The 23,631-nt window shown below is 54.3% G+C and carries 19 protein-coding genes and 1 tRNA gene; 6 read left to right on the forward strand and 14 right to left on the reverse strand.

The features are described 5' to 3' along the window. Positions 1-43: 43 nt before the first annotated feature. Positions 44-1,285, reverse strand: coding sequence for a thioredoxin domain-containing protein (locus ABD890_RS02830; protein WP_345085669.1), 1,242 nt, complete (start codon positions 1,283-1,285; stop codon positions 44-46). Between the two features lie 999 nt (positions 1,286-2,284). Here ABD890_RS02830 and rho point away from each other — a divergent pair. Further along, positions 2,285-3,616, forward strand: a complete 1,332-nt coding sequence (gene rho, locus ABD890_RS02835; RefSeq protein ID WP_373356842.1) for a transcription termination factor Rho — start codon at positions 2,285-2,287, stop codon at positions 3,614-3,616. A 61-nt stretch (positions 3,617-3,677) separates the two neighbouring features. On the opposite strand, the gene ABD890_RS02840 is transcribed toward rho, so the two are convergent. Genes ABD890_RS02840 through ABD890_RS02865 form a run of 6 tightly spaced genes read right to left on the reverse strand, consistent with a single transcriptional unit; the run spans position 3,678 to position 8,027 of the window. After that, positions 3,678-4,418: a prolipoprotein diacylglyceryl transferase gene (locus ABD890_RS02840; protein WP_345085673.1), complete on the reverse strand. Its 741-nt coding sequence runs from the start codon at positions 4,416-4,418 to the stop codon at positions 3,678-3,680. Continuing rightward, complete coding sequence (locus ABD890_RS02845; protein WP_345085675.1) at positions 4,415-5,923, reverse strand: radical SAM protein; 1,509 nt, start codon at positions 5,921-5,923, stop codon at positions 4,415-4,417. The genes ABD890_RS02840 and ABD890_RS02845 overlap by 4 nt, the downstream gene beginning before the upstream one ends. Positions 5,924-5,958: 35 nt before the next feature. Continuing rightward, positions 5,959-6,330, reverse strand: coding sequence for a hypothetical protein (locus ABD890_RS02850; protein ID WP_345085677.1), 372 nt, complete (start codon positions 6,328-6,330; stop codon positions 5,959-5,961). A 3-nt stretch (positions 6,331-6,333) separates the two neighbouring features. Next, positions 6,334-6,798 carry a hypothetical protein gene (locus tag ABD890_RS02855; protein ID WP_345085679.1) on the reverse strand — a complete coding sequence of 155 codons (465 nt, stop codon included), beginning with the start codon at positions 6,796-6,798 and terminating at the stop codon, positions 6,334-6,336. After that, positions 6,798-7,451: a hypothetical protein gene (locus tag ABD890_RS02860; RefSeq protein ID WP_345085681.1), complete on the reverse strand. Its 654-nt coding sequence runs from the start codon at positions 7,449-7,451 to the stop codon at positions 6,798-6,800. The genes ABD890_RS02855 and ABD890_RS02860 overlap by 1 nt, the downstream gene beginning before the upstream one ends. A 39-nt stretch (positions 7,452-7,490) precedes the next feature. Then, positions 7,491-8,027, reverse strand: coding sequence for a hypothetical protein (locus ABD890_RS02865; RefSeq protein ID WP_345085683.1), 537 nt, complete (start codon positions 8,025-8,027; stop codon positions 7,491-7,493). Positions 8,028-8,227: 200 nt separating this feature from the next. On the opposite strand from ABD890_RS02865, the gene ABD890_RS02870 reads away from it, so the two are divergent. Next, positions 8,228-8,309 (forward strand) — tRNA-Ser (locus ABD890_RS02870). A gap of 195 nt (positions 8,310-8,504) precedes the next feature. Here the strand turns inward: ABD890_RS02870 and ABD890_RS02875 are convergent. Together ABD890_RS02875 and ABD890_RS02880 are read right to left on the reverse strand one after the other, a co-directional pair. Further along, positions 8,505-10,223: a methyl-accepting chemotaxis protein gene (locus tag ABD890_RS02875; protein WP_345085685.1), complete on the reverse strand. Its 1,719-nt coding sequence runs from the start codon at positions 10,221-10,223 to the stop codon at positions 8,505-8,507. A gap of 36 nt (positions 10,224-10,259) precedes the next feature. After that, positions 10,260-11,642 carry a hypothetical protein gene (locus ABD890_RS02880; RefSeq protein WP_345085687.1) on the reverse strand — a complete coding sequence of 461 codons (1,383 nt, stop codon included), beginning with the start codon at positions 11,640-11,642 and terminating at the stop codon, positions 10,260-10,262. A 537-nt stretch (positions 11,643-12,179) separates the two neighbouring features. Between ABD890_RS02880 and ABD890_RS02885 the strand changes: the two genes are divergently transcribed. Both ABD890_RS02885 and ABD890_RS02890 read left to right on the forward strand, forming a co-directional pair. Next, positions 12,180-13,178: a DUF1559 family PulG-like putative transporter gene (locus ABD890_RS02885; RefSeq protein WP_345085689.1), complete on the forward strand. Its 999-nt coding sequence runs from the start codon at positions 12,180-12,182 to the stop codon at positions 13,176-13,178. Between the two features lie 59 nt (positions 13,179-13,237). Next, positions 13,238-13,657, forward strand: a complete 420-nt coding sequence (locus ABD890_RS02890; RefSeq protein WP_345085691.1) for a hypothetical protein — start codon at positions 13,238-13,240, stop codon at positions 13,655-13,657. 775 nt (positions 13,658-14,432) lie between these two features. On the opposite strand, the gene ABD890_RS02895 is transcribed toward ABD890_RS02890, so the two are convergent. The 3 genes from ABD890_RS02895 to mblB are packed head-to-tail and all read right to left on the reverse strand — an operon-like array spanning position 14,433 to position 18,669. Beyond that, complete coding sequence (locus ABD890_RS02895) at positions 14,433-15,245, reverse strand: hypothetical protein (protein ID WP_345085693.1); 813 nt, start codon at positions 15,243-15,245, stop codon at positions 14,433-14,435. A gap of 28 nt (positions 15,246-15,273) precedes the next feature. Continuing rightward, positions 15,274-17,535 carry an anti-phage 6A-MBL system cap2_3 protein gene (gene cap2-3, locus ABD890_RS02900; RefSeq protein WP_345085695.1) on the reverse strand — a complete coding sequence of 754 codons (2,262 nt, stop codon included), beginning with the start codon at positions 17,533-17,535 and terminating at the stop codon, positions 15,274-15,276. After that, on the reverse strand, positions 17,536-18,669 hold the full coding sequence (mblB, locus tag ABD890_RS02905) for an anti-phage 6A-MBL system MBL-fold protein (protein WP_345085697.1): 1,134 nt from the start codon (positions 18,667-18,669) through the stop codon (positions 17,536-17,538). It lies immediately after the preceding gene. A 447-nt stretch (positions 18,670-19,116) separates the two neighbouring features. Between mblB and ABD890_RS02910 the strand changes: the two genes are divergently transcribed. Together ABD890_RS02910 and ABD890_RS25490 are read left to right on the forward strand one after the other, a co-directional pair. Next, the gene (locus tag ABD890_RS02910) at positions 19,117-20,130 is read left to right on the forward strand and encodes an ATP-binding protein (protein ID WP_345085699.1); all 1,014 of its coding nucleotides are present in this window, start codon (positions 19,117-19,119) and stop codon (positions 20,128-20,130) included. A 30-nt stretch (positions 20,131-20,160) separates the two neighbouring features. Next, positions 20,161-20,421 carry a winged helix-turn-helix transcriptional regulator gene (locus ABD890_RS25490; protein WP_444542282.1) on the forward strand — a complete coding sequence of 87 codons (261 nt, stop codon included), beginning with the start codon at positions 20,161-20,163 and terminating at the stop codon, positions 20,419-20,421. 66 nt (positions 20,422-20,487) lie between these two features. Here the strand turns inward: ABD890_RS25490 and ABD890_RS02915 are convergent, their stop codons facing one another. Then, on the reverse strand, positions 20,488-22,404 hold the full coding sequence (locus ABD890_RS02915) for a patatin-like phospholipase family protein (RefSeq protein WP_345085701.1): 1,917 nt from the start codon (positions 22,402-22,404) through the stop codon (positions 20,488-20,490). 140 nt (positions 22,405-22,544) lie between these two features. Then, positions 22,545-23,171 (reverse strand): hypothetical protein, encoded by a 627-nt coding sequence (locus ABD890_RS02920; RefSeq protein WP_345085703.1) that lies wholly within the window; start codon positions 23,169-23,171, stop codon positions 22,545-22,547. Positions 23,172-23,631 lie beyond the last annotated feature (460 nt).

The following is a 23,631-nucleotide window of genomic DNA, read 5'->3' on the forward strand; positions in this document are numbered from 1 at the left end:
TACATGCGAGGCTTTTTCGTGGAGAATGATCGGTGGTCGTCGACTAGCGGTGCATATTCTGCGAAGCCATGGCTTGCTGAACCATCGACGAGTAACGCTGTGGATCGCCCCAGAAGGCCTGCAGGCTTTCTTCGCTGCTGAACAGATAAAGCGTGCCGCGATAGGTCAAACCGAAGCGACGATCGCCAGGAACGACTTGCCCCTTGCCGAGGTAAGCGACAGGATCGATCCCCGACATGACCGGGCTGAACTTGTTAGGGTTCGACAGAAACTTCTGCTGATCGGCTTGCGACGAGAACAGGTAGACCTGACCTTGGTGCTGAGCACCCCAGCGTGGATCACCCTTCTGCCACTTCATCTGCTCGACCAAAGTCACTGGGCAGTAACCATCCATGGCGAACTTTGGCTGGCCTGGCTGAGCAGCCGGTGCTGCAGCAGGAGGAACCGATGGAGCAGGGGCCGACTGGCGTGGTGGCATTGCTGGCGGAGCGACTGGCTGCTGGTTCGAGGCAAACTGCGACGAAGCGGGAGCAACTGCCGGGCCTGGTGCCGAGGCGGCTGGATGGGCCGGAGCAAAGCGACTTTGTGGTGCCGATTCAGCTGGCATGCTTGGCTGGGCGTTGCCGCCATTGGAAGCGAATCGCGAGTAGTTCGACTGCGGAGCCGCTGGCTGCTGAGGAGGAGCCATGCCATTAGGAGCGGCCGCTGGTGGTGCGGTGCTGTTGCCCGAGAAGTTCGAGTAACGTGAACCGCTGGCAGCGTCAGCCGCAGCAACACTAGGTTCTGGGTGCTGTGGTGGTGCTGGCGAAGTGACCGGGGTGGTGTTCGCGGCCTGGGCAATCATGCGGTCCGCTTGAGGACCAGCATTGGGATTCATCTTGGCGGAGACTTGAGCCAGAACCGCCGTGTAGCGATTCTGATCCTGAGGGCTGATCATGCGATAGACGATCTGACCGGCAGGCGTGATCACCACGTCTTGCGGCCAACGATCGACGCCGAATTCTTTGGCGACTTCTGGCTCGCTGCTGGCGTTCACCTTCACTGGAATGTAGTTACGTTCCAGTTCTTGTGCGAAGCTGGCTTGCGAAAAAACATTCGCTTCCAGACGACGGCACGGCGGGCAGTTATCCCCGTAGAAGTGAATCAGCACGAGTTGATTCTGAGCCGCGGCAACACGCTTGGCCAGATCAACACTCGGTGCCCAGCGAACGGCGTCCTCGGCGAGAATCGTCGTCTGCATCGCCAACAAGAGGACGAGGGCGGTATTTCGGATAATGGACGACATGAATGAACGAGCCCCGGTAAGCGAGTTCCAAAGATTGGCTTGGTTCGGTTTTCCATAGGGTGATATCGGGACGGTTGCAAAGGGAAATGCATCGAAAATGCCGGTTTTGCGGAATTTCCTGAATGAAATTGCCGAGACAGTCGCGTGGTAGCTACCAGTTAGGGAAACTGGCGCGGCGATAAGTCACCTGAGCACAAAGGTTTGCTACGACTCCGCAAAAATGCTTGCAGAAAAAGAGAATGTATGTCGATGGAATAAGAATGATAGCTTGACAGGTTCTGGTAAATCCTTATGATTCCAGTAGTTTGATCGTCATTGGTCTTTCCACGAAACTTCGCGTTTCACCCCTACTGGAGCCAACGACCATCCTTTCTGCTCAACGGCGTGGAACTGAAATGATCAGTTAACGTCAAGTTCTTCGAGCAGGTACGGTTTTCTTTTTGCGGCCACGGCGTTAGGTGGCTAGTTTGAGAACCAAGGAAGCTTTCAGTTCTTCAGGGAACTGTTTCGGTTACCATTCGACCTCACTAGGGTAACTAGCTCTTGCCAGGCAACTAGCAACGGCTTCTCCGATGTGGGCTTTGAGTAGCCACCAATTTTTCATTTGTGACTCGATTGGTAACGGAATTACCTCTCGGCAATCATACATGGCCAGCCAGCTTGCTCTCGGGCACACGGCTTGGTCGTAAGTCGCAATTCTCACGAGCAACTTCGCTTTCGATGAATTGCAACTCGGATACCTCTCACGCAGCGACATTCCAGGCGGAATGTTCCGTCCCCAGGCTGAGAGAGGTTTGTGGGCAAATTCGCCACCGTCAGATGCCGAACCTCGGCGATGTCAGTGCGAGTTTTTCCAGCTCCCAAGGCAAAAGGAATCTTTCAAACACGTTCAGGTCGTAGTCCCTTACCAGGGATGCAACCTCAGGAATCTGTACCCGCGATCCGGTCTACTTTCTAAAGTCCCGGGTCGAACCTGACTTCTGTGATTAGGTAGTTTTCATGTCAAACAAACGGCAGACCCGCTCGAAATCGGGTGGGCGACGGCGCGGCAACAGCGGCGGTTCTCAGTCTGGATCCGGAACGGGCCCGAAGGGTCGCGGACGATCCGGAGGAGGACGTCGCCGATCTTCTCCGCCAAGCTCGAATGTGCCACGTAACAATCTCGACAACGAAGAATTTGAACCAGGCGAACCAATTCCATTGGAACCTGGCTATGGTCTTCTCGAGATGCACCCTAACGGCTACGGGTTCCTCCGCAGTCCCGCCAACAACTATGCTCGCGAACGCACCGATCCATTCGTGCCTGGCACGATGATCGAACGTTACGGACTTCGCGAAGGGGTGATGATTCGCGGCATGATCCAGCGGTTCCGCCGCGGCCAGGGTCCTCGCCTGCGAGACGTCTTCGATGTCGATGGCATGCTGCCAGAAGACTATTTGAATGTGAAGTCGTTCGACGATCTGACTCCGGTCAATCCTTCCCATCACTTGAGGCTGGAATTCGACGGCGGCCCACTTACCAACCGCATCGTCGATCTGTTGACTCCGCTTGGCAAAGGCCAGCGTGCGTTGATTGTCGCTCCGCCACGTACCGGCAAGACGATGCTGCTGCAGAATGTCAGCCGCGGTATCACCGCCAACCACCCCGATGTGAAACTGGTGGTACTTCTGATTGACGAACGTCCGGAAGAAGTCACCGATATGCAGCGTAGCATCAAGGGCGAGGTCATCGCGAGCAGCCTCGACCGCGATATCGAAAGCCACGTTCGCTTGTCGCAACTGGTGATCGAACGTTGCAAACGTCTGGCCGAAGCAGGTCAGGACGTCTTCTTGCTGCTCGATTCGATTACGCGTCTGGCTCGTGCTTTCAACAAATGGGTTGGCGATAACCGCGGCAACAATGCCATCATGTCGGGCGGTATTAACGTCAAGGCCATGGACATCCCGAAGAAGCTGTTCGCAACGGCTCGTTCGTTTGAAGAAGGTGGTTCGCTGACCATTCTCGGTACGGCCCTGGTCGACACCGGCAGCAAGATGGACGAAGTGATCTTCCAAGAGTTCAAAGGAACCGGCAACATGGAACTGGTTCTCGATCGCAAGTTGGCCGACCGCCGTGTCTGGCCGGCGATCGACATTTCGCAGTCGGGCACCCGTCGCGAAGAACTGTTGCTTGATCCAGAGACTCATAACGCCGTGATTGCTCTGCGTCGTACATTGACCTCGATGCACCACATCGATGCCATGGAACAACTGACCAAACAGTTGACCAAGTACGAGAATAACGACCAGTTCGTGAGCTTGATCGCCAATAGCCGCGATCGGTATCAATAGGCTTGTTCAGTAGCGCCGCGGCGAGAACGACTTCACCGCGGCCTTGCCGGCACAAAGCAAATCAACGAGAGCCGTCCGATATGGGCGGCTCTTTTGCTAGGGCATCCAGTTGCTGCTGATCGCGCCAGATCAGAAACGCAAACAAAGGAATCGCCGCAATCGCTGCCCACTGATAAGCCGTCAATCCCCATGCAAACGTTGGTTCTGGACGCAACCATTCGGTGAAGAACCGAAACGTCATGTAGGCGATCAGGTAGATCTTAAACAACTGCCCCGGGAAGCATTTCTTCTTCCACAGCACAAAGAAGACCGCAGCGCACGTCAGGTGAAAGATCGATTCGTAGATCTGCGTTGGATGACGGAGCAGGGTGCCGCCATCGGGTGCCAAAGGAAACGTAAAGCTCCAAGGCAGATTGCACTCTTTCCCAAAACAACAGCCCGCCATAAAGCAGGCCCAGCGTCCGATGCCAATCGAAACGGCCACCGGCACGACGAAGCTGTCGCCCGTTTTGGTGCGGATATCCATCACCCACTTGGCGAGTTCGACGCCGAAGTACCCGCCCAGCAGTCCGGCAATGATCGTCTTGCCATGCGCGAACCAGGCCGTGCCGTCGATTAGCCCGTTGTAGTCGTACAAGGCGAAAGGAAGCTTCGCACCGATCATAGCGCCGCAGAAACCACCGACCGCAATCCCCAGTTTTTCCCACCGAGCCAGTTCGAGCTTCTCTTGAAACAACCGCAGTAGCACAAAGCCGACCGTAATCGCCACGCCCATGATGGCCATGTAAATGAGTTGATTCATCCAGAGATCTCAGCAGTCGACTTGAGAGGCGGGAGCGGCACGTGCCCATCGCGATAGAGCACATTGTAGGCACAAAACGGAACGACATGTCCGCTCGGCAAAAGATGATGCACGCAGCATTTCATCACCCGGCGGACGTCGAAGTTGTAGACGTCGAGGAACGAGGTGATCATGATCCGAAACACATCTTCCGCACCGATCTGTTCCTGCATGGCCCGGGTAAAGAAATCGACGGCCGCCTCGGCATAGTGAGGATCAGACGTGTTCAACGCGCCGATCAGTTCTTCGAGCGGGCTCTTGGAACTTAAAACGGTCAGCGGCACGCCACTACTCTCGGACGACGAGGGCGGGGCACAACTGCCACCCGGGCAACAGGCCTCGCGAACCAGGTAACGTTCGAGCAGGTCCTTCACCGCACCACGCTGGAAGGAAATCCCACCGGAGAGCAGATCGAGATGCTCAGCCGCTTTGATGAATCGCATCAGCGGAACGAGTTCCCCCTGGCGACGATACGCATACGACATTTGATGGCAGTTGGGATGAGCACACGGGAGCGGCATGAAGTCGGCCTCGGTATACATGCCACCAGTTTGCTCGACGATGCCGCGAATCACATCAGGAAACGTGATCCGGTTCTCCAGTTCTTCCGGTAACACGTGTCGCCCGGAATAGGTTGCCGGCTGTAGGCTCAAGCCAGTGATCCATGGCCGGGCCGCACAGTACTCGACCAGCTTGCCAAGTTCGTCGTCGTTCACGCCTGGCTGCAATGTCGCAACCAGATTCACATGCAGGCCCGCTTCGCCGCAGTTCTCGACCGCCTTCAATTTGGTTTCGACCAAGGCTTCGCCACGAAGCTGGAGCGACGTCGACTCGCGGAAACCATCGAACTGCAAATAGACCTCGACCCGGTCACGCCTCGCCGCGAGAAAATCGATCAAACCAGGATCGTGCGCCAGGCGAATCCCGTTGGTATTGATCATCACGTAGTCGATCGGGCGAGAGAGAGCGTAATCGAGAATTGCCCGGAAGTCGGGATGAATCGTCGGTTCGCCGCCCGAGAGCTGCAGCACTTCCGGCTTGCCTTCCACTTCGACGTAGCGGTCGATCGTTCGTTGGCATTCCTCCAGCGTCAAATGCTTCCCGCCAGGACCACTGGCGGCGTAGCACATTGGGCATGCCAGGTTGCAGCTTGAAGTGATCTCGAGCAAGCCGATACACGTATGCTGTTCGTGCTCGGTACAAAGCCCGCAATCGAGTGGACACCCTTTGGAAGGCTCGACACCGAAGTCCCGCGGAATCTTGCCCGGCACGTTGAACTGAGCCTGGTCGTACCAGGCCACGTCCGAGCAAACAAAATCATCGCGTTGGCCATGCTCGGGGCATCGCTTGCGAAAGTAAACCCGGTTACCGCGCGTGATGATCTTGGCCGGCACAACGCCATGACATTCAGGGCACAAGCTTTGTGTGATTCCCAAGACGGTGTAGTCGCGGAAGTTGTAGTTCATCAAAGGATCTTTCTTGGTCCCAGGCTTAAAGCCAATCAAAGCGATTGGTACTGCGACGCGCAGTAGAATAAGGCAATGACAAACGCCATGACGACTAGCCCCAACATTCCAGCCGCTACGCCAAAACTAGCCAGCCCTGAAATCATTCTGCCTGCCGGCGTATGGATGCGACGGCTATAGACGACCAGCCACCACAAATTCAGCAGCAAGACTGGCGTTAGCAACAGGACGATTCCCAACCGAACCGGTCGAATTGTGCTTGAGAATGCGATGAGCCCGACAATCATCAGCGCCCCGCAAATGCCAACACCCACAGGGAATCTGGCATACAAGGGTGGATCAATCCGAGTTTCTTGATCGGGGTCGAGCGACCCATCCTCCCCAGGACCACCTTCGAACGGTTCCATGATTTATCTCCCAGCCAGCCCAGTGAATAGCATCAAGCAGAACGCAAACAGTGCGATAATCCCAGCGATACCCAGCAAGATCATCGCCCCCACCGTGACGATCAACGTCGAGAAGATCTCGGAGATCGTCCGGAAAGCTTTGTTTTCACTTTGCGAGCCCTGGTAAATCACGACGCCACAGGCCACCGCAATCGGCAGCACAAAGATGGCGAAGGTTATCAACGCTCCGGCACTATCCGACGACACCCCCAGCGCAACCAAACAGGTCGCGACGATCAACAGAGCCAATGCCAGGTTTGGTACCCAAGGTCGACGCGTCGCCGGCATCGGAGGTGGTGCCAGCAATTCTCTCTCGATTAGTTCGTCATTCTGATGCAGCGGATGTCGGCAGATCCAGCAGTTGTTGGCGAACGAGTTGTTCTCTGCACCACACTCGGGACAAGTCACATGAGGCAAATCGGAACGCATCAGGTGGTCTCCTTTGCCTCGGCACGTTCGACGCGTGCATGGAATTCTTCAGCCAGCGGCCGACTCAGTCGCACCATCTGTCCGATGACCAGTCCGGTCGCGGCCAGGCAGACGAGCACGCCTTGCTGATAGATCACCGGTACAACATGATCGGCATCGAACCAGCTTGGGTCCTGCATCCCAACGGCGGCCATGAACCCAGCCATGCTTCCCAAGGTAGCGAACCAGACCAGCCGCAAATCGAAACGGAGGCCTGCCATCGCGACCACGAGAAAGAAGCCGCCCAGCAGCGCCGATCGCATCGGGCCACCGGTCGACGCGATGACGGCCGTGACGGCCAGCAGATCAACTGCAGTCGTCAGGAACGCAAGCCAGCCAGGCAGCACCCGCTTCAAAATCAAAAGCAGGGTCAGCAGCGAGACCACCAGCATCAGCACCGAAATAATGGTGAGCCGACGATGCATCTCTGCGAAGGTTTCTCGAACTTCCGGCGACTCTCCGAAGTGGGAGGCCAGATGGAAGCCATACAGCACCACGACCGAGACGGCTCGAATCACCAACGCCCGAAGCTCGCCGGCATAGGCCTGCCAGCGCCGGACAATGAACCATTGCCGATCCTCGACATCCTTCGACACATCCGACGAACTGTTCATGAGGTCGTGTCTTTCTTGGCAGACCAGGCGAAGCGAACGTTACTCGACATCCTCTTCCTTATCGACACGTCGGCGCGGTCTGTCCGGAATTACTTTCATCGTATATCGATAACAAACCACAATCATGGTGATCCCAGCCGCCAACCCCAAAGGCACGCCACCAATCAAGGCCGTTCCGATGCCGTAGTCGTCGGACTTGGGAAGGGTAGCCGTAGCAATCAAGGCGCCGCCGAAACAGACCGCATAAAACGCGATGCCAGCAGCAATCACGACGGGGACGGTCATCAAGACCGAAAGGATCACTAGCCCAAGCTGATGCCCAATGGTTGGCCATTGTCCGGAATACTCGGCATCGCGGCCTAGCCTCAGGAAGAAGCGGATATTTGCCGGTACCAACACCAACGCCACGAGAACCGCCACGCCCGGCACCAGGAAGAGCAGCAACGTGATCACTGCGATCGTCAGTACCACCGATAGGTAAAAGATGGCGTATGACCGGCGACCATCGACTGCCGCGATTTCCCCTTCGGATTGGGGCGATTGAAACGGATTGGGATCGCGAGAGGGCTCGGTCATGGTCTGGCTAAGATCGGTTTCGCAAGAGGAGTTCTCCACAAGATCAGGACTTGCCCGACCATCATACGCGAAAAGGGCCCCCATTGCGGTCAATTTCCTCTGCCGCTATTTTCTAAAATCAGTCGATCAAGTAAGATGCACCGTGAACCTAGAGCCCCCGTCAGGCTTCCCTTTATGGGATGCTTCACGGTGTATCTGCTGGAGGGTAAGCGAATGGTTAGCGGTCACATTGGAAATGTGATGCCCCGTCAGGGGTTGCGAGTTCGAGTCTCGTGCCCTCCGCTCTAAGCAAAAGCCGTCAACGTAAGTTGTTGATGGCTTTTCTTTTGCGCCGACTGCAAGGTTCAGTCGGAACTTCTCGGGGCCTTCACCCGCCTGCCGGCGGATGGTCAAATGCTTTGCCCAGCAATAGCAAGAGCCGGCCACCATTTCGTGCCGGCTCTTTCATGAAAATTGCTTGAAGACGCTTTTGGCTTCTCAGGCCAGACAAGGCTGTTGGGCAGGCTGAAAGCTTTTCTGTGGCGATACCGCTCGGGTTGCCATGGCTTTTGGCGTTTCGCTCACCTGGAACTTGGCCACGTTCGACAGAAGCTCTTGAGCAGTCAGCACCAGCGAATCTCCGCAGGCTTGGGTATCGAGGGCGCCGTCAGCGGTTCGCTTGGCGGCGTTTTCGGTGGCGACGATGTTGCGTGCCAGGTCCTCGACGGCAGCGATCGTATCGCGTGCGACCGAAGCCATCTCGTGCGTCATCGCCGAAGAACGAGTCACATCCGAATCGATCGTGGCGATCGTTTCCTTCTGTTGATCGACGGCGGCGGAAATCGAAACCGAGACCGACTTCACCTCGGAGAACACCTCTTGAATCCGGACGATCTCTTGCACTGCCTTCTGGCTGGAAGTGCGGATACCGGTTGCGTTGTTCGAGATCTCGACGGTGGCGGCCGTAACCTGGCCGGCGAGTTCCTTGATTTCGCTGGCCACGACCACAAAGCCTTTGCCTGCTTCACCAGCCCGAGCCGCCTCGATGGTCGCGTTCAATGCTAATAGATTCGTCTGATCGGCGATCTCGCGAATCAGATTCACGATCTTACCGATCACCTCGGCACCTTGTCCCAGTTCGTCAATCGTTTTGCCGCTGTCGAGGGCCAATTGATTGGCATCGTCGACGACACGCAGTGCATTGGAAGCATTCACGGCGACATCGTCGAAACTGGTCGACAGATTCCGGATCGATTGGGCCACTTGCTCCACCGATTCGGCAACCGTTTCGGAAGAGTTGCGAATTGAATTCATGCTCGCCGAAAGTTCTTCGGCGGTGCTCGAAGTACTCTTCGAGACTTGATTCGTTTCGTTGGCACACTGCGTCAATCCGGTCGCCGTGCTCAACAACGTCGTGGCAGAACCATTGACAGTATTGGCTTGTTTTTGCACCCCGAGGATCAACTGCTGCATGTCTCCCAAAAACAGGTTCATGCGGTCGGCCAGATCGCAGATTTCGTCGTTGCCATCGACCTCGATTCGGTGGGTCAAGTTGTCTTCGATCTGGCTCAATTGGTGAGCCACGCGGCGGACACGGCTTCCGATCCACTTACCGGTCAGCCAACTGGAAAGCATCGATAGGCCGAAGACCCCGACCATCGATAAAATCAGCCCCCAGTGGACGCTGCTATTCACCGCAGCGACCGCGGAGGCCGAAGCCTCGGCTTGTTGCTGCGAGGCAGCCATGGCACCTTCCAACTGGGTTTCGATTGCCTGACTTTGGGCAGCAGCCGTGTACGCGACCTGGTTGGCCTGCAAGCGATCGCCGGCAACCTGAAACTCGACCGACTTGATCATCGCCGATTGAAATTCTTGAACGCGCTGCGAAAGGGGAGTTTCCCCAGGGGCCAATTCCTGATCGAGTTCGCTCAACAGTTGGTTCAATTCGCCAGCCGCCACTTCAGAGTTCTGCAGTGCGCGATCCTCCCAATTGCGGGAAAACTCGCCGAGCCAGTACCGAAGCTGAGTGAATTTCGAGAAGACCTGATCGACTTGTTGTTGTCGATGGAGAGCCTCTTTTTGCATCGCCAGAGCCTGGTGCGAGCCATTCAACCGCGACACCAGGAACAAGGTTGTCGCTGCCAGCGCTACCAGAAAGACCACATTGGCCAGGATGATCTTCTGCGTGATTCCGATTCGCATCGATTTGCTAGACATATCTCAATCCACCTTCGTTGAGCTGTGATTCAAGCGTTAGGAACGGGGGCGAATCGCGCGACTGGCTTGCTGCGACGGGGCACTGACTTCGGTCGTAAGTGCCTCGAGAATGTAGCTGGCCCAGAAGGCTTCGTTATAAACTTTCGCCGGCGTCTTACCGGAGAAAACGTTGGTTGGCGGAGTCGGAGCCGTCGTGCCGGTGGTGTACTTCAGCAGGTTCAGCTCTGCGATCAAGATCTGCGTCTGTAGGAACACGTCGGCTGGAATAATCTTCTCGCCAATGGCACGCTTCGGCAGAGGCATCCCTGTCCGCCCTTGAGACTTCCAGATTTGATTGACCGTGGCCCGAGCGTTCAAACAGGCATCGAACGCATCTTGCGGAGTTCGAATTGCCGAGTTGTCGAGCTGCAAATGATTGCCGTCACCACTTAAGCCGAAAGCACGAGCCTGTAGGTGACGCTGCTCCGTGAAGGAATCGCTGTGCTGCTGTGCCATATGCGATACGATTGCCTGGGCATCGATGCGGGCACGAATGATCTGGGCGTAGACGTCGTTCGGCGTGAGCTTTTGAATCTTGTTCAGGGCCAAGAGACGACAGAAGACCGGCACGATCATCTCGTAAACGTCGGTCGGCGTTTTCCCATCCACTGGCCGCAGGTCGCTTGGGAGTGGCCCATAGCCTTTTTCCGCTGCAAATTGATCGAGGCGATTGGCCAGCAGCGAAGTCAACTGATAAACGTCGCCGGGCTTGTAATCGACTGGGCTGGCGATGATCAGTGGGACGGCAACGACACCCTGCTGGCGTTCAAACGTCCGAAGCTGGTCGAGGCAGGTCAGATGCAATTGATAGATATGCATCGGCTTGACTTGCTGTTCGCGGGCTTTGATTTCAATCAAGTCGTCGCGGTCGAGCTCCATCTTCGTCGACAAAACGTCCAATTTGCGCTGAATCAGTTCGAGTCCAGCATAGACGTCGGAAGGCGTCAAAGGCCGACCGGTCGTTTCTTTTGCCACGGGCCGAGAAACCTTCGCATCGACGGCAGGGGCGACAACCGGCTTTTCCTGTGGGGTCGCCTGCGTTGTAGGTTCGTTCGCAGGGGCAGGTTCGACGGCGGCTTCCTTTGGGGGCTCCGTTTTTGGTTCTTCCGTAACGGAAACCGAGAGAGTTGATTCTTCTTCCTGCGACTGCTCTGGCTGAGGATCGTCGGCAGTCTGGCTTGCCGCAGGCGACGTGCTCTCAGGCAATGTCTTGGCCGCGACCTGAACTCCATCAGGATGCTGAGCGACAATCCGCACGCGGGCTAGGGCAGGGTACGCGCATTCAACTTCGGCACCGGAAGCAGGCATCAGCACTGCCCATAACAGGACAAATGCCGAGATCGCCATCATCGTCAGACGGTAGGTAGGAACCGAGGACATAGCCTCCTCCTCATTCGGATTCAGGTAGGCAAGGAAGGAGCCTGGCAAGCGGGTTGCTGCTGGGCGTTCGAGGTGGGGCATAGGGATATAGCCCAAAACAATGGTGCCGAAAGCGCCCAGCCGGCGATGTTGCCTTTTTTCATCAAAGTCCCCCACCTGCTGCGGAAAGCCGCACTGCAGACGGGCATTTGCCATGCACGGGCTTCCACTTCAAAGAAGCGGAAATCGTCGGCGATATGGCAGAAACCTGGACTCTCAAGAGCTCAGTTCCAAGCCCTCTACCATTCGGGTCGCCGCACTCAAGTCGACTTTCTCAGGTTTCCCTCTTTTTTATCTTGAACCACTGCCGCTATAATTTTTATATTCACTTGGTTTTTTTGCGGCGCCGCACTAACGTCTTGCGCGTTGCATGAAATCGATGAAGCCTTATCTATTTTGCACTCTTCCTGATCTCGTCGATTTTCGCGACTCGGACGCCTCCTTGGGGAAGTCCATGGCGATTCCTTTTCATCATCCGTCATCTTTGCGAGCGACCCTATGTCTAAGTCTTTTCCTACGTTTCGACGTTCCGGGTTTACGTTAGTGGAACTGCTGGTGGTCATCGCCATCATTGGCGTTTTGATCGCGTTGTTATTGCCAGCCGTGCAACAAGCGCGCGAGGCGGCTCGGCGTATCGAATGCAACAACAAGCTGAAGCAACTCGGCCTGGCGCTTCATAACCACCACGACACCTACGGCCAGTTCCCGGCAGGGGCCCTGATGGGTGACGGCGAAACGACCGCATGCAACACAAACATCTCGCGGCGTCGCCCGTGGACTGTTTCAATCCTGCCATTTCTGGAACTGGGCAACTTGTACGATCGCGTCGACTTGAACTCGGACTTCGTTTGCTCGAATGCGGAAGGTCCGACCAGCGGCAACAACCGCGACGTCTGGAAGGCGAGCGTCGAAGCGTTTCAGTGCCCTTCGTATCCAGGCAGTTCGGTCGACAAGAACCACTCGAACTATTACGGCGTGATGGGTGGCGGTGCCAGCAGCCAGGGTAATTGCCAGTCGAGCAATGTCGGCCGCCGCTTCTACATCAATGGCATCTTGTTCCAGAACTCGAAGACGAATTTCGCCAGCATCACCGATGGTTCGTCCAATACGTTCCTGGTGGGCGAAACCCGTTACCAGTTGCTCGATGGCGGTCGTGGCGACTCGCATTGGCTCGGCTGGGCTTCGACCAATCGCGGCGGTGGCTCCTCAGTTACCGGGGTCTTGTCAGCAGCCCAGTTGGCCATCAATGCCTGCGGTGGTGATTGCCACGGCGATCGCTACGACACATCCTTCGACAGCGCCGGCGGTTCTTACAGCGTGCCTGGCGGGCTGGGTCAAGGTTTGCATCAGCGCACGTTCGGCAGCTTTCACCCGGGCGGATGCTTGTTTCTGCTGGGGGACGGATCGGTTCATTTCCTCAGCGAAACGATGGACCTGACGATTTATCAGAACCTGGCCATTCGCGACGACGGCAACGTGGTTTCGTTGAGCAACTAGTCACGTTTCCTATTTCCCGGTCGAGCGCGGCGACCGGGTTTTCGCTGAAAGATTGCCCCATGAAGTTTCGCTACACCTCTCAAGCTTTTTCGATTGCTGTGATCCTGTTGCTAGGCGCGACCATTGGCTGCGGACAAAGCACCTCTTCCGGAGTCTATTCGGTTTCCGGCAAGATAACTTACAACGGCAAGCCGATCCCTCGGGGCAGCATCACGTTTTCGCCTGACTCGAAGAAGTCGAACCAAGGCCCAGGCGTCACGGCCGAAATTAAGGATGGCCAGTACGAAACGTTCGCTGGCAAAGGGACCACGGGCGGCCCCTATATCCTGCTGGTCCAGGCCTACGACGGCGTCCCAATCGCCAGCGGAGAAGGGGGCATGGACCTGCTCGGCAAGCCACTGTTCAGCCCGATGGAACTGGAGGTCGATCTGCCCAAACAGAACGCCACACACGACATCGAAATCCCCAAGCAGCGGTAAAGTTCACCGCATTGAGAACCCCCTCAAGCCCCGGCCAACCCGCCGGGGCTTTTTTCATGAGAACGACTTTTCGGCCGCGAACATGACGCCACCGAAGCCCGTCCCCACAAACAACGACTCCGCCCCTTCCAATGCCCCCGCAGATGACCTAAAACAAGACCATTCAACGATTTGCCCTCGTAGCTCAGGGGGTCGCAATTCTGCGTGCCATTTTCAGAGAGAAAACCCCGTAAAAACCAGGGTTGTCTTCATTCTTCAGAGAGTGCCGCGTTGCCCTAAAATGGCCCGTTTTGGCCCTCTTTTTCCCGTATTTAGTGCCCGATTTGGTGCCAACAATGAAATAGGCTAAATCCCCGATTTCTCGAAAGTTTCGCCACTTATGGCAGGATAGCCCGAGACTACCCCGAAGTAAAGGCTTCGCGCAGCCTAAGAACAGGGTTTCGGCAACGGGCACTTTCTTTTAGTGCCAGTTGTTCGGATATCCGATATGCCCATATTAGGCTGAGACTACTGGCAGCGGGGCCTTACCTCGGTAATTGATTAGGGGAACTCCGATTCAGAAGCTTCATCCTTGGCGTCTGGCTCCAGTTTTCCCGTGCAAGGATGACTTGGCGAACACCGTTCAGGATGTGGTCCCGTCATCGCCTGATTGTTACAAACGTCGCCTACCGAAAGACCAAGGTTGTAAGTGGACTTGTCAGTTGAGTACCACGATCCACACTCTGGACATCTCAGCCCCATACTAAATCCTCCATTGGGTTTGAAGAAAAACAATCTACTCTGACTCATCCGACGGACTAGGCAAAACCGGTTCCGCCTCCGGTGCCTCTGTTTCGCCTTCAGGTAGATCAACCGTTACCTGACTTTGACCGCTAGAGGCTGGCGGACTGGTGTCCGCGAGTTGAGGCTCTTTCGATGGGAGCACCGCATAGTCACGAAAAACCTCATCCGTGTAATGCCGAAAGTATTTTAGGTAGCGTAGAAATAAGCCAATCGCAACGATGAATGCCCCCAACGCCCACCAGAGCTTACCCGTGTGAAGGCCCGTCAGCGTCTTCCAGTTAACGTCAACTAGTCCTGCGAAAAGAAGCACTCCACCTGCTAACAGGCATGCCATCGAGACGTTTCGGCAAAACCCGTAAACGGTCAGGAACGACGCCAACCGCTCCGACGTGGATTTATCTCGCTTTACTGTGGCAAAGCAATGATAAAACAAACCTCTACCCGGTCCCCCAATTCCTTCCCCTCGGGCCTTTTCAAGGACTCGCTTCCGGGTTTCGGGTGGAAATGGCTTAAAGAAATTAGTGAGGATGTAGGCTCTCCAGCCCTCTGCCTTTTCCTTGAAAATGTGCTCCTCAGGTGATCCCAAACAGCCCCGGAGTAAGACATGCTCGGTTAGGAAACTGGCCAGGTGGGCAACGAGGTGCCCCAGGATGTAACTGGCAACAACGAGGAAGATGATCACGCCCGGCGGAACTTTCTCAGCCTGCATCCAATTGAAGTCGAATGCATAATCTGCGGCGCAGAGCAATACGAAGCCTGTCGCAAGAAACGCAAAGAAATCGTAAACCGAAAATGGAATTTTCACGTTTGCCCTAGCTACTATCGCTGCCTAATTAAATCCCAGTCTCCCAGCCACCACTTCGCAACATCTCTCCTAGAAACCAAGCAGTAACATCAAACTCCCCTGCGATGGCCATCAAGGCCGGAAGGCCCGCTTCATTCATGTGTTCCGTCAGCCAGGCGAAAACCTTGAGGTCATCTTCACTCGGACGAACTGCGCATCCATCTGGGTGCGAATGCCATTCGCCTACGTATTCAAGTTGCCCGTCGGTTTTCCTCCGAACCTCTTCGAGTTTCGATTCAAGTCCCCGGCTACCCCGAATATACAGAGTCGGCCACTCCTTGCTATCGGGTGGCGAAGGTAACGTGTCAACAACATAAAGTATCTTCCGGACAAGATCATATGACCCTAGGAGAACACCCCCGGTTTCAACCGGAAGCTTGCCCCTACGCATTGCGGCAATCTTGGCAACTAGGTGGCCGTCAATTACGAGCCTCCATTGGCCTAATTGCTCAGTCTGAATCGGTGATGGAACAACACCAAACTGCTTGACCTCGCAGGTTTGGGAATCGGACTTCCAAATGCTTATAAGGCCCTGCTGCGATTCACTTACATCTCTGATTGATTTGCAGGCAATAGCTCCTAGCATTGCAACTGCGTGATTTGGAATCTGAGAAGTAACGTCCCTACAAGAACGCGCATAAGGTAACTGCCCATTAGGTTTCGCCAGATGATCGGCTAACGAGTCCTCATCAAGAAGCAAGCGATAATACTGCATTTCTAAGCAATCGAGCGGAATACTCCTCTCGGCGTCCTCAGCAATGACGACGAGGTCCGTGCCTTGAGGATTCATGAAAGTGGAGAAACGTCGAGCGTCACTAGTCACGTCTAGTGAGAGATGGCGAGACACCGGAATGGAGGCCGCGACATCGACAATCAGGTCACAATCTACGAGTTGTTTATCGATCTCGACTTTCGCAGGACCCGGGCGGATTATATCGGCCTCAAAACTTTTGACCTGAATCTCATCCGGGTAATACCCCTCCAACAACTGTTCCCCCAACCGTTGGGCTTTCGGAAAGCCAACAGAAGAATCGTACAACGTATGCCGGGCGATGTTATGCGGTAGTAACCTATCTTCATCGACCAGCGTCCAGTTGCCGAATCCAGATTGAACCAACAATTTGACTACGTGCGAACCGAGCGATCCCGCACCAATCGCGACACAATTTCGGGCGTCCGGCACAACCCCACTTGCAGCTGCTGCCCTCGCACGCGTCAACCTGAATTGCGGGCGCACAGTCTCCAACTGGATCGATTCACCATTCGCATTTTCATCATGATGCCCAGGTAGAACCAACCCAGACCCGTGAGAATCGGGCCAAACGTCAATAGCAACTCCGACCTCGTGAATTGTCATTGGAGTGAGAAAGGCCCAGGTGTCGGTCGCCTCAATAGTCGTGTTGCCATCACGAACCATTGGAACGGCTACAAGGAGTAGTAGCCTCCTGTCTCGATTCCCTGTCGAAGCCGCATCGAACAGTCGTTGGCGCAGTTCTCGGATTAGGTCGATCCCAGCCGGAACTAGGAAGTCGTGGAGTTCCCGGAGATTTTGGGGCGGGAATTGAATCGCGTGTTGATGCTGAGGACTTGCTTGAAACGAGTAAGCAAGGATAGGAACACCGGCGTCCTCTTGCCCTTTCAGGGCCAGCAAGACTCGCAAGTCGTCCTTGGCCGTAATGAACACCGAGAATTCCTGGACCTTACCAACGGCTTCATCCGCAAAAAAGTCGGCGGGTAAAATGAGCGTCGGCCCAACATTCATCAAAAGTGCTTCCAAGGGCTGGTCATCTTGATGTAACGTACCCTTCGACGTCTCGGTTAACCAGTTGCGAATCTGTTCAAGAAAGGCGACCGGCGTCCAGCGTAGCACAACATGCGACCATGCTTGGTCATAGATGCATAGAACACATGCCAGCCCCTTTCGGGTTGCATTGGTGTGCGAGACTCGTGGAAAATCCTCCCGCATCGCCATTACAACCGGGCTTGAGTCGTCCCCAGCGGTGAATGATACGGCAATGCGTTCCTCCCGCTTGATGTCGTTCGCGATTCGCTGTGGTCGCTCTACCTCGACATCAAACACGACAGCTTCGAGGACATCTATGTCTTTCCCCTCAATGCGTCTACACTCGACAAGTTTCACGTAGGGATGAGTTCCCTTTTCGACCACCGCAGCGAGTGCCAATGCGCGAGGAATCCGAAGGCTGGAAGCTTCGATAATCTCCCCGCTCAGTTTGACAAATTCTTCGCTCATTTAACCTGCCCGGGGGGCATCCCGTGAAACGAGAGAAGCAGCGCCGAGCGCAGCAGCCTTCTTCAGCGTTGCACCATTGGAATCGATTTCGATCGCGATAGGCTCGGGCTTTCCTTTCGACGGATGTTCCATTGTAACCTTCCATTCGCCATCCTTTGGATTTACTACTTCTTCGCAGTAGTACTTCTTCGCCTGTCGATGAGGAGGTTGCGGATCGTCGTCTTCATCAGTTCCTTTCACGGGGATCGGCTTACTCGGTGAAACAATTATGCAGCGATCATTCCCCTTCGTTTCGAACAACCACTCGACGTTCTCAACCGGGGCAGTTTTGTCTTCACCTTTTTCGGGGCCAATGGACAAATATGAGCAATGATGCGGCAGCTTAAAAATGTCCCATTCGAGGCGGTATTCACGGTTGTGATATTTCGTGATGTCCACAATTTCGGTCCAGGCATTGTGGTCTGCATCCGAACCCAGGATCGCCTTTGTTTGCGCTCCGCCGATCTCGAACGTGGCCTGCATGACGAGCGAGTCACGATTCCTGTCGAACAAGGCACCGTTCTGTCGTGTGGCAAATGGGCTATGTACGAAGAATTCGATTCCATCACCAAGTAAGGTAAGTTCCTCGGCGACGTTTCCAGCATCCGTGATCAGGTGTTCCCGCTCTTCAATGGTAAGGTCGTTGTCCTCCAGCCAGTCCTTCAGGGCAGCAGGGCGAGAAAAGACCCGAATGCCGTAACCCTTCTTAAGACGATGGCGGGCTTCCGCCTGTAGAGCTTTGGCACCATCTCCTAAGCCATTTCGAGTTTCCGTAATGACACCAGCAGGCACCCAAAGAACTTCGATCTTGAAGCGACCTTCGCCTTGATACTTTTTTGCATAGTCGAGATGGAAGAACGTGTCGGCTTTGCACGTATGGTCGTCATCCAAATGCGTGATTGCAACTACGTCGTACGTGTCCTTCCCTGCATCTTCCATGTTCTTTCGCAGAGTCGCACAGAGATCAATTCGCTTATCGTACAGGTCGTCTGGGTCACCTTGGTCTCCGAAGTCGAAGAGAATCTTCTTCTCATTCTCCAGATCAATCAGGCAACAATCGGCATTACCCAGCGGGTAGAAAGTCATCCGGTGCATTTATATCTCCGTAAATGATGACAAAGAAATGAGTGTTCCCACCTCAAGTCGCCCCGTAGCTCGATGCCGGGACTTGGCAATCCCCTCCTACAGGCAAGGTTCGTGCCAGCAAAAGGTTTGCCCCAAAATTTGGTGGCTAGACCTAGTTTTTCCGGTATTTTTGACTTACATCGCACTGCCAATCTAACAGTCCTCTTCGATATAACTAAGAAGTAGGCTGCCATTATGGCAGGATGTGTTGGTATCTGTCCAAATCGTTCGCGGTGGCCTGATGTGTCAGAAAAGGCCCCCACCAGTGATCGTTAGTTGACAAGTGTACCGCTTGCGATAGATCATTGGCTGCCACACTCGGGTGGCTCTGACCGGAAGGATTTCAACAGGCAATGACGGAAAACCGGCACACCGAATGGAAAGAGTCCTGGCGGGACGAATACCTCAAATGGCTTTGTGGTTTCGCCAACGCCGAAGGGGGGCGTGCTGATTATCGGCATGAGCGACAAGGGGAAACCGGTCGGCATCGCGGACGCCAAAAAGCTGCTGGTAGACCTGCCGAACAAAATCCGAGACGTGCTGGGCATCCTGGCCGATGTCCGCCTTGTGCGGAAAGAGGGCAAGGATTTGGTGGAGATCCACGTCGAGGCGTATCCCAACCCGATCAGTTACAAGGGTGAATACCATGTTCGGAGCGGCAGCACCAAACAGGAACTCAAAGGGGCGGCTCTCGACCGCTTCCTGATGCGGAGATATGGCCGCACCTGGGATAGCGTACCGCTGCCTGGCATTACCGTTCGCAAGCTCTCAGCAGATGCGTTTAGCACGTTCAGGAAACTGGCGAAGCTCAGTGAGCGAATGACGGCCGCCGACCTAAAAGGCTCGCGGGAAAGCCTGCTGGAAAAACTACGGCTGGTGGAAGGGAAATACCTTACCCGTGCCGCCGTGCTGCTCTTCCACCCTGACCCGCAACAATTCTTTACCGGTGCTTACGTGAAGATCGGTTTCTTTCGCAACGCGAGCGATGTCGTCTATCACGATCTGGTCGAAGGGGATCTCTTTTCCCAGGCAACTGAGACGGTGGGAATGCTCCGAGCCAAGTACATGAAGGCGGCAATTACGTACGAAGGCATTCAGCGGGTCGAAACGTATCCCGTACCGTTTGAGGCGTTACGCGAGGCGATATTGAACGCTATCATCCACAAGGACTACGCCACGCACACGCCGATCCAGATCAAGGTGTACGAAGATCGCATGACAATCTGGAACCCCGGTCACCTCCCCGAAAACTGGACGCCAGAAAAGGTGATGCAACAGCACTCCTCGAAGCCATTCAATCCCGAAATCGCGAACACGTTCTTTCGCTCCGGCGAAATCGAAATGTGGGGTCGCGGAATCGAGCGTATCATGGACGAGTGCCGCACCGCAGGCTTTCCCGACCCACTCATCCAATACGACGCTGGCGAATAGCGGACGGAGTTCATCTACCCTAAAGCGGTTTTGGAGCGACTGGGAGGAGATCCGGCGGCAAGTGGTGAGCCAAAAACTACGGGGAAAACTACGGGGAAAAAGCTCAGCAAGACTGCTGTGGCTATAGTCGACAGAATGCGACAAGACCCTGAGATTACCATCCCCGAACTTGCTGAACGCCTCGGTCGATCAGTAAGCGCGATTGAAAAGCAGATTAGGCAACTCAAGGACGAAAAATTAATTAACCGTGTAGGATCCGCAAAGGGCGGCCACTGGACGATTCTCGAATGAGCCGCACGATCTCGTCCAACGATTGCGGAATGCCTAAATAACATACGCGCGGTATTAAAGATGGCCCTAGTCCATGCGTTCAGCCTCCGCCGATCGGCCATAACATTCTTCAAATTCAATATAGACGTCAAACAATTGGCTGTTTGCCGTAACCCTTGTAATCCGTCCAACAATCCAAATCGGACCTTTTTGACGAACCAAATCTGCTTCAAAGTTCCCTCGAAAGACAAACTCACAATTGATTGCGTGCTCACAAGATTCCGGATGAACAGACGTTCGGAAGTAAATTCTGGAAGTAGTCGAATTCTCCCCTACAGCCACTTTCACTTTCGACAGTCCACCATCGACAACTTCGGATTCTATCGCTGACATATTGCGAGAGCACGCGGAATCAGCGACATCCGTCGCCAAAGCTTGTGCATCTCTTTCAATGACGCGTTCAGGAACGACCAGGCAGTAAATGGCAGATAATGGTCTCAAGCCCCAGTATTGCGGGTATATGTACGATGTAATTTCAGAGGTGACCGACGTAAAAATGATGATCGCACAAAGCATTGCCGCGATGTGACAAAGAATCACTCCGAAGCCTCTTTTTCCGCACTGACGAAGCTCCCTTTCTTCGGGTTCACATAAGTCGCTAGGTCCACCTGATTGCTGAATAATCTGTCGAACTGCGGTACTAATGTCATTGGGAGATGGAGAGGCGACAACTCTCTCACCCAATGAAGCCTCGCAGACAGCAGCTCCGTGGATAATGAGAGCATACAACTCTGCCCAACTCGGTTGGTCAAGATCTGTGCGATAACCAGTCAGTTTAGTAACAGCTTGAAATGACAGGTCGAATCCATTTTGAGTTCTCTTCTCAAATTCTAGCAATCTCGATCTCTTTCCCAACTGCTTCGCTGCTGTCTTCCCCGCCTCCGAAAGAGCAGTGCCCTCAGCAAAGAGCGCGGCTAAAGGGCCACTACCTGGCTCCTCCGCTAAACCACACTCCGCAATACATACAAGAATTCTACGAGCCTCGATCACCCGTTGACCTGAAAGGTGAATCAGTACCTCAATCCCTAAGTTTCCACTGACGCCACCGTCCATGAGATTCAGCTCTTCAGGAAACTCCCCGAATCTCAGTCCAAGATGGCTATAATTTAACAGCATGCGATTGAAGACAGGCGGAAAACAAGATGAAGCAGCGACAGCAGTCGACATCCTAGTTCCACTCGAAAGAATTGGATCCCCAATAATATTCCCGTTGAACTTAAAGCGAAAAATCTCACGATTCGTCATAGCAACGCGATGCTGCAACTTGGTGTCCGTAGCAACGAAGGCGAAAAACGGTAATTTCGGTGTGATCGGGATATCGCCCATTGTTTTTTCACCGAAGAGCTTCGAGTACTCCTCTTCTAGGAAAGAGACGCGACTAAAACGGGGCATAAACCATGAAAAGACTAGCAGACGCGACCACAGCCAACGGACCATAGAAGAGTTTCGGATATCTCCTCGAGCAAACCTTACTAGTTCCGATGCGACAACCTGAAAACCGCTGTTGTCTTTTATCGCGTCCTCCCATCTCATTGCCATATGTGCCGAAAGAATGCTTCCACCTGACACGGAAACGATCGCCCGAATGTTACGGAGCTCGTCGGCCATGGAAAGATAAAGCAATATACCTAGTTCAAAGAAAGTTGCTCTTAGCCCCCCGCCAGACAGAGCCAGTGCAATGGAACTCCACTCCAAAACAACTTCGTCAGAAACGGAAATGACATCTTCTTCTATCCCACTACGTGAACATTGTTTCTCAACAACTTCCTGAATTGACGTATCAACGTGCCCTAGATCTTTCAAGGACATGTCCGCCAGATGTAGGGGGATGGACCACACATTATCCTGCAACTTTCCTTTCGATTTAAGGATCCACGCTAAGTCAGATAACAGATCTGAATTCTGATCAGCGGAACCAAACATCTCTGAGGACTCGCGGTTCACTTTCTACCTCCATGATTCTTTCTGGTTATCCCGACTCGCTGATTTCGGATGATCTTGGCTTCATCGGGATGAATCCCTGAGTGGGAACATCTAGCTGCTGTCCCCACTTAAGCAAATTGTCGAGAACATTGAAACGAGACTTATCGGGCGGCCTCGATTTTGCGTTCGAGATCCAACAAAGAAGGGCTCGGGCCAGGTTGAATGGCTTTTAATTTGCCCTCAATGTCACGAAGTTTGTCCAAGACCTCATCAATCGACGCACCAGGAGCTCCATAGGTGGGCTCAGCAGCAAATGTCCCGTCTTCTCCCAGTCCTTGTCCCCAGGCTTCCGTTCGCTCATAGACTCGCCATGCTCCATTAGAAAAACGCAGAACGGAATATTTTCCACACCGTGGCTTTCGTGCAAACGCCCACATCTTTGTGGACGGATCGCCGTTTGACACAGGCTTATAAAGCCACCAATTCGGATCCGGATCAGAAACAACTAGATCCGCAATATACCCTTTTCCTCCGATCTTATAGGCTGCGGTGCCAAGTGGGCCCAAGATCGTAAAACTGCCACATCTGCCGCTAAATGCGCATCTCCGCTCCGGCTTTTCCGCCACATCGCCATCCCCCTCTCGATCTTTCACGATCGCATTTACAACCTGGGCTTTCGATTGTTTATCGGATATTTCTGTTTGCGACAGATGATTGTGTGGATCTGCCATTGCCGTCTCGAAATATCCAAATGCGATAAACGCGACGATGCAAGTTGCAATTTTCATGGTCTATCGTCTCCCAAATTCAACGTGTGAATATTGCAAATCATACTTGTGACTAAGTCAGGCATTTTAAGTGTAGCATTCGGATGCATCCAATCCGAGTGTGCTGAGACATATTGAGAAATCACAGATCAGTAGCTCGTCACGGAAATGCCCCTTACAGCATTGAAATGTCCTCTGGCGAGATGGGAGTCCGAAAAAGCTGGTACGTGTTCTCTGCTAACATTTTTTGGGCGTTTATTTTGGTCTAGTCGGATGGGTTGGCTCCTCCCTCTTCCTGCATGCCAATTCGGACATTGTGCATTCCTCAGACGGGAATGGCTTGGAATTCCTATCCACTCAGAGACTTATCCACAGGTTTTGACTACTCGTCGTGCTCTTGGAAACTGATGTCCCCTTCCGACGCCTTCGCCAGCGTGCTGGAGGCGCGCTCAGGCGTCGAAATCAGGAGGTGGTTTTAACT

It is taken from the genome of Bremerella cremea (assembly GCF_039541315.1).
Lineage (GTDB): Bacteria > Planctomycetota > Planctomycetia > Pirellulales > Pirellulaceae > Bremerella > Bremerella cremea.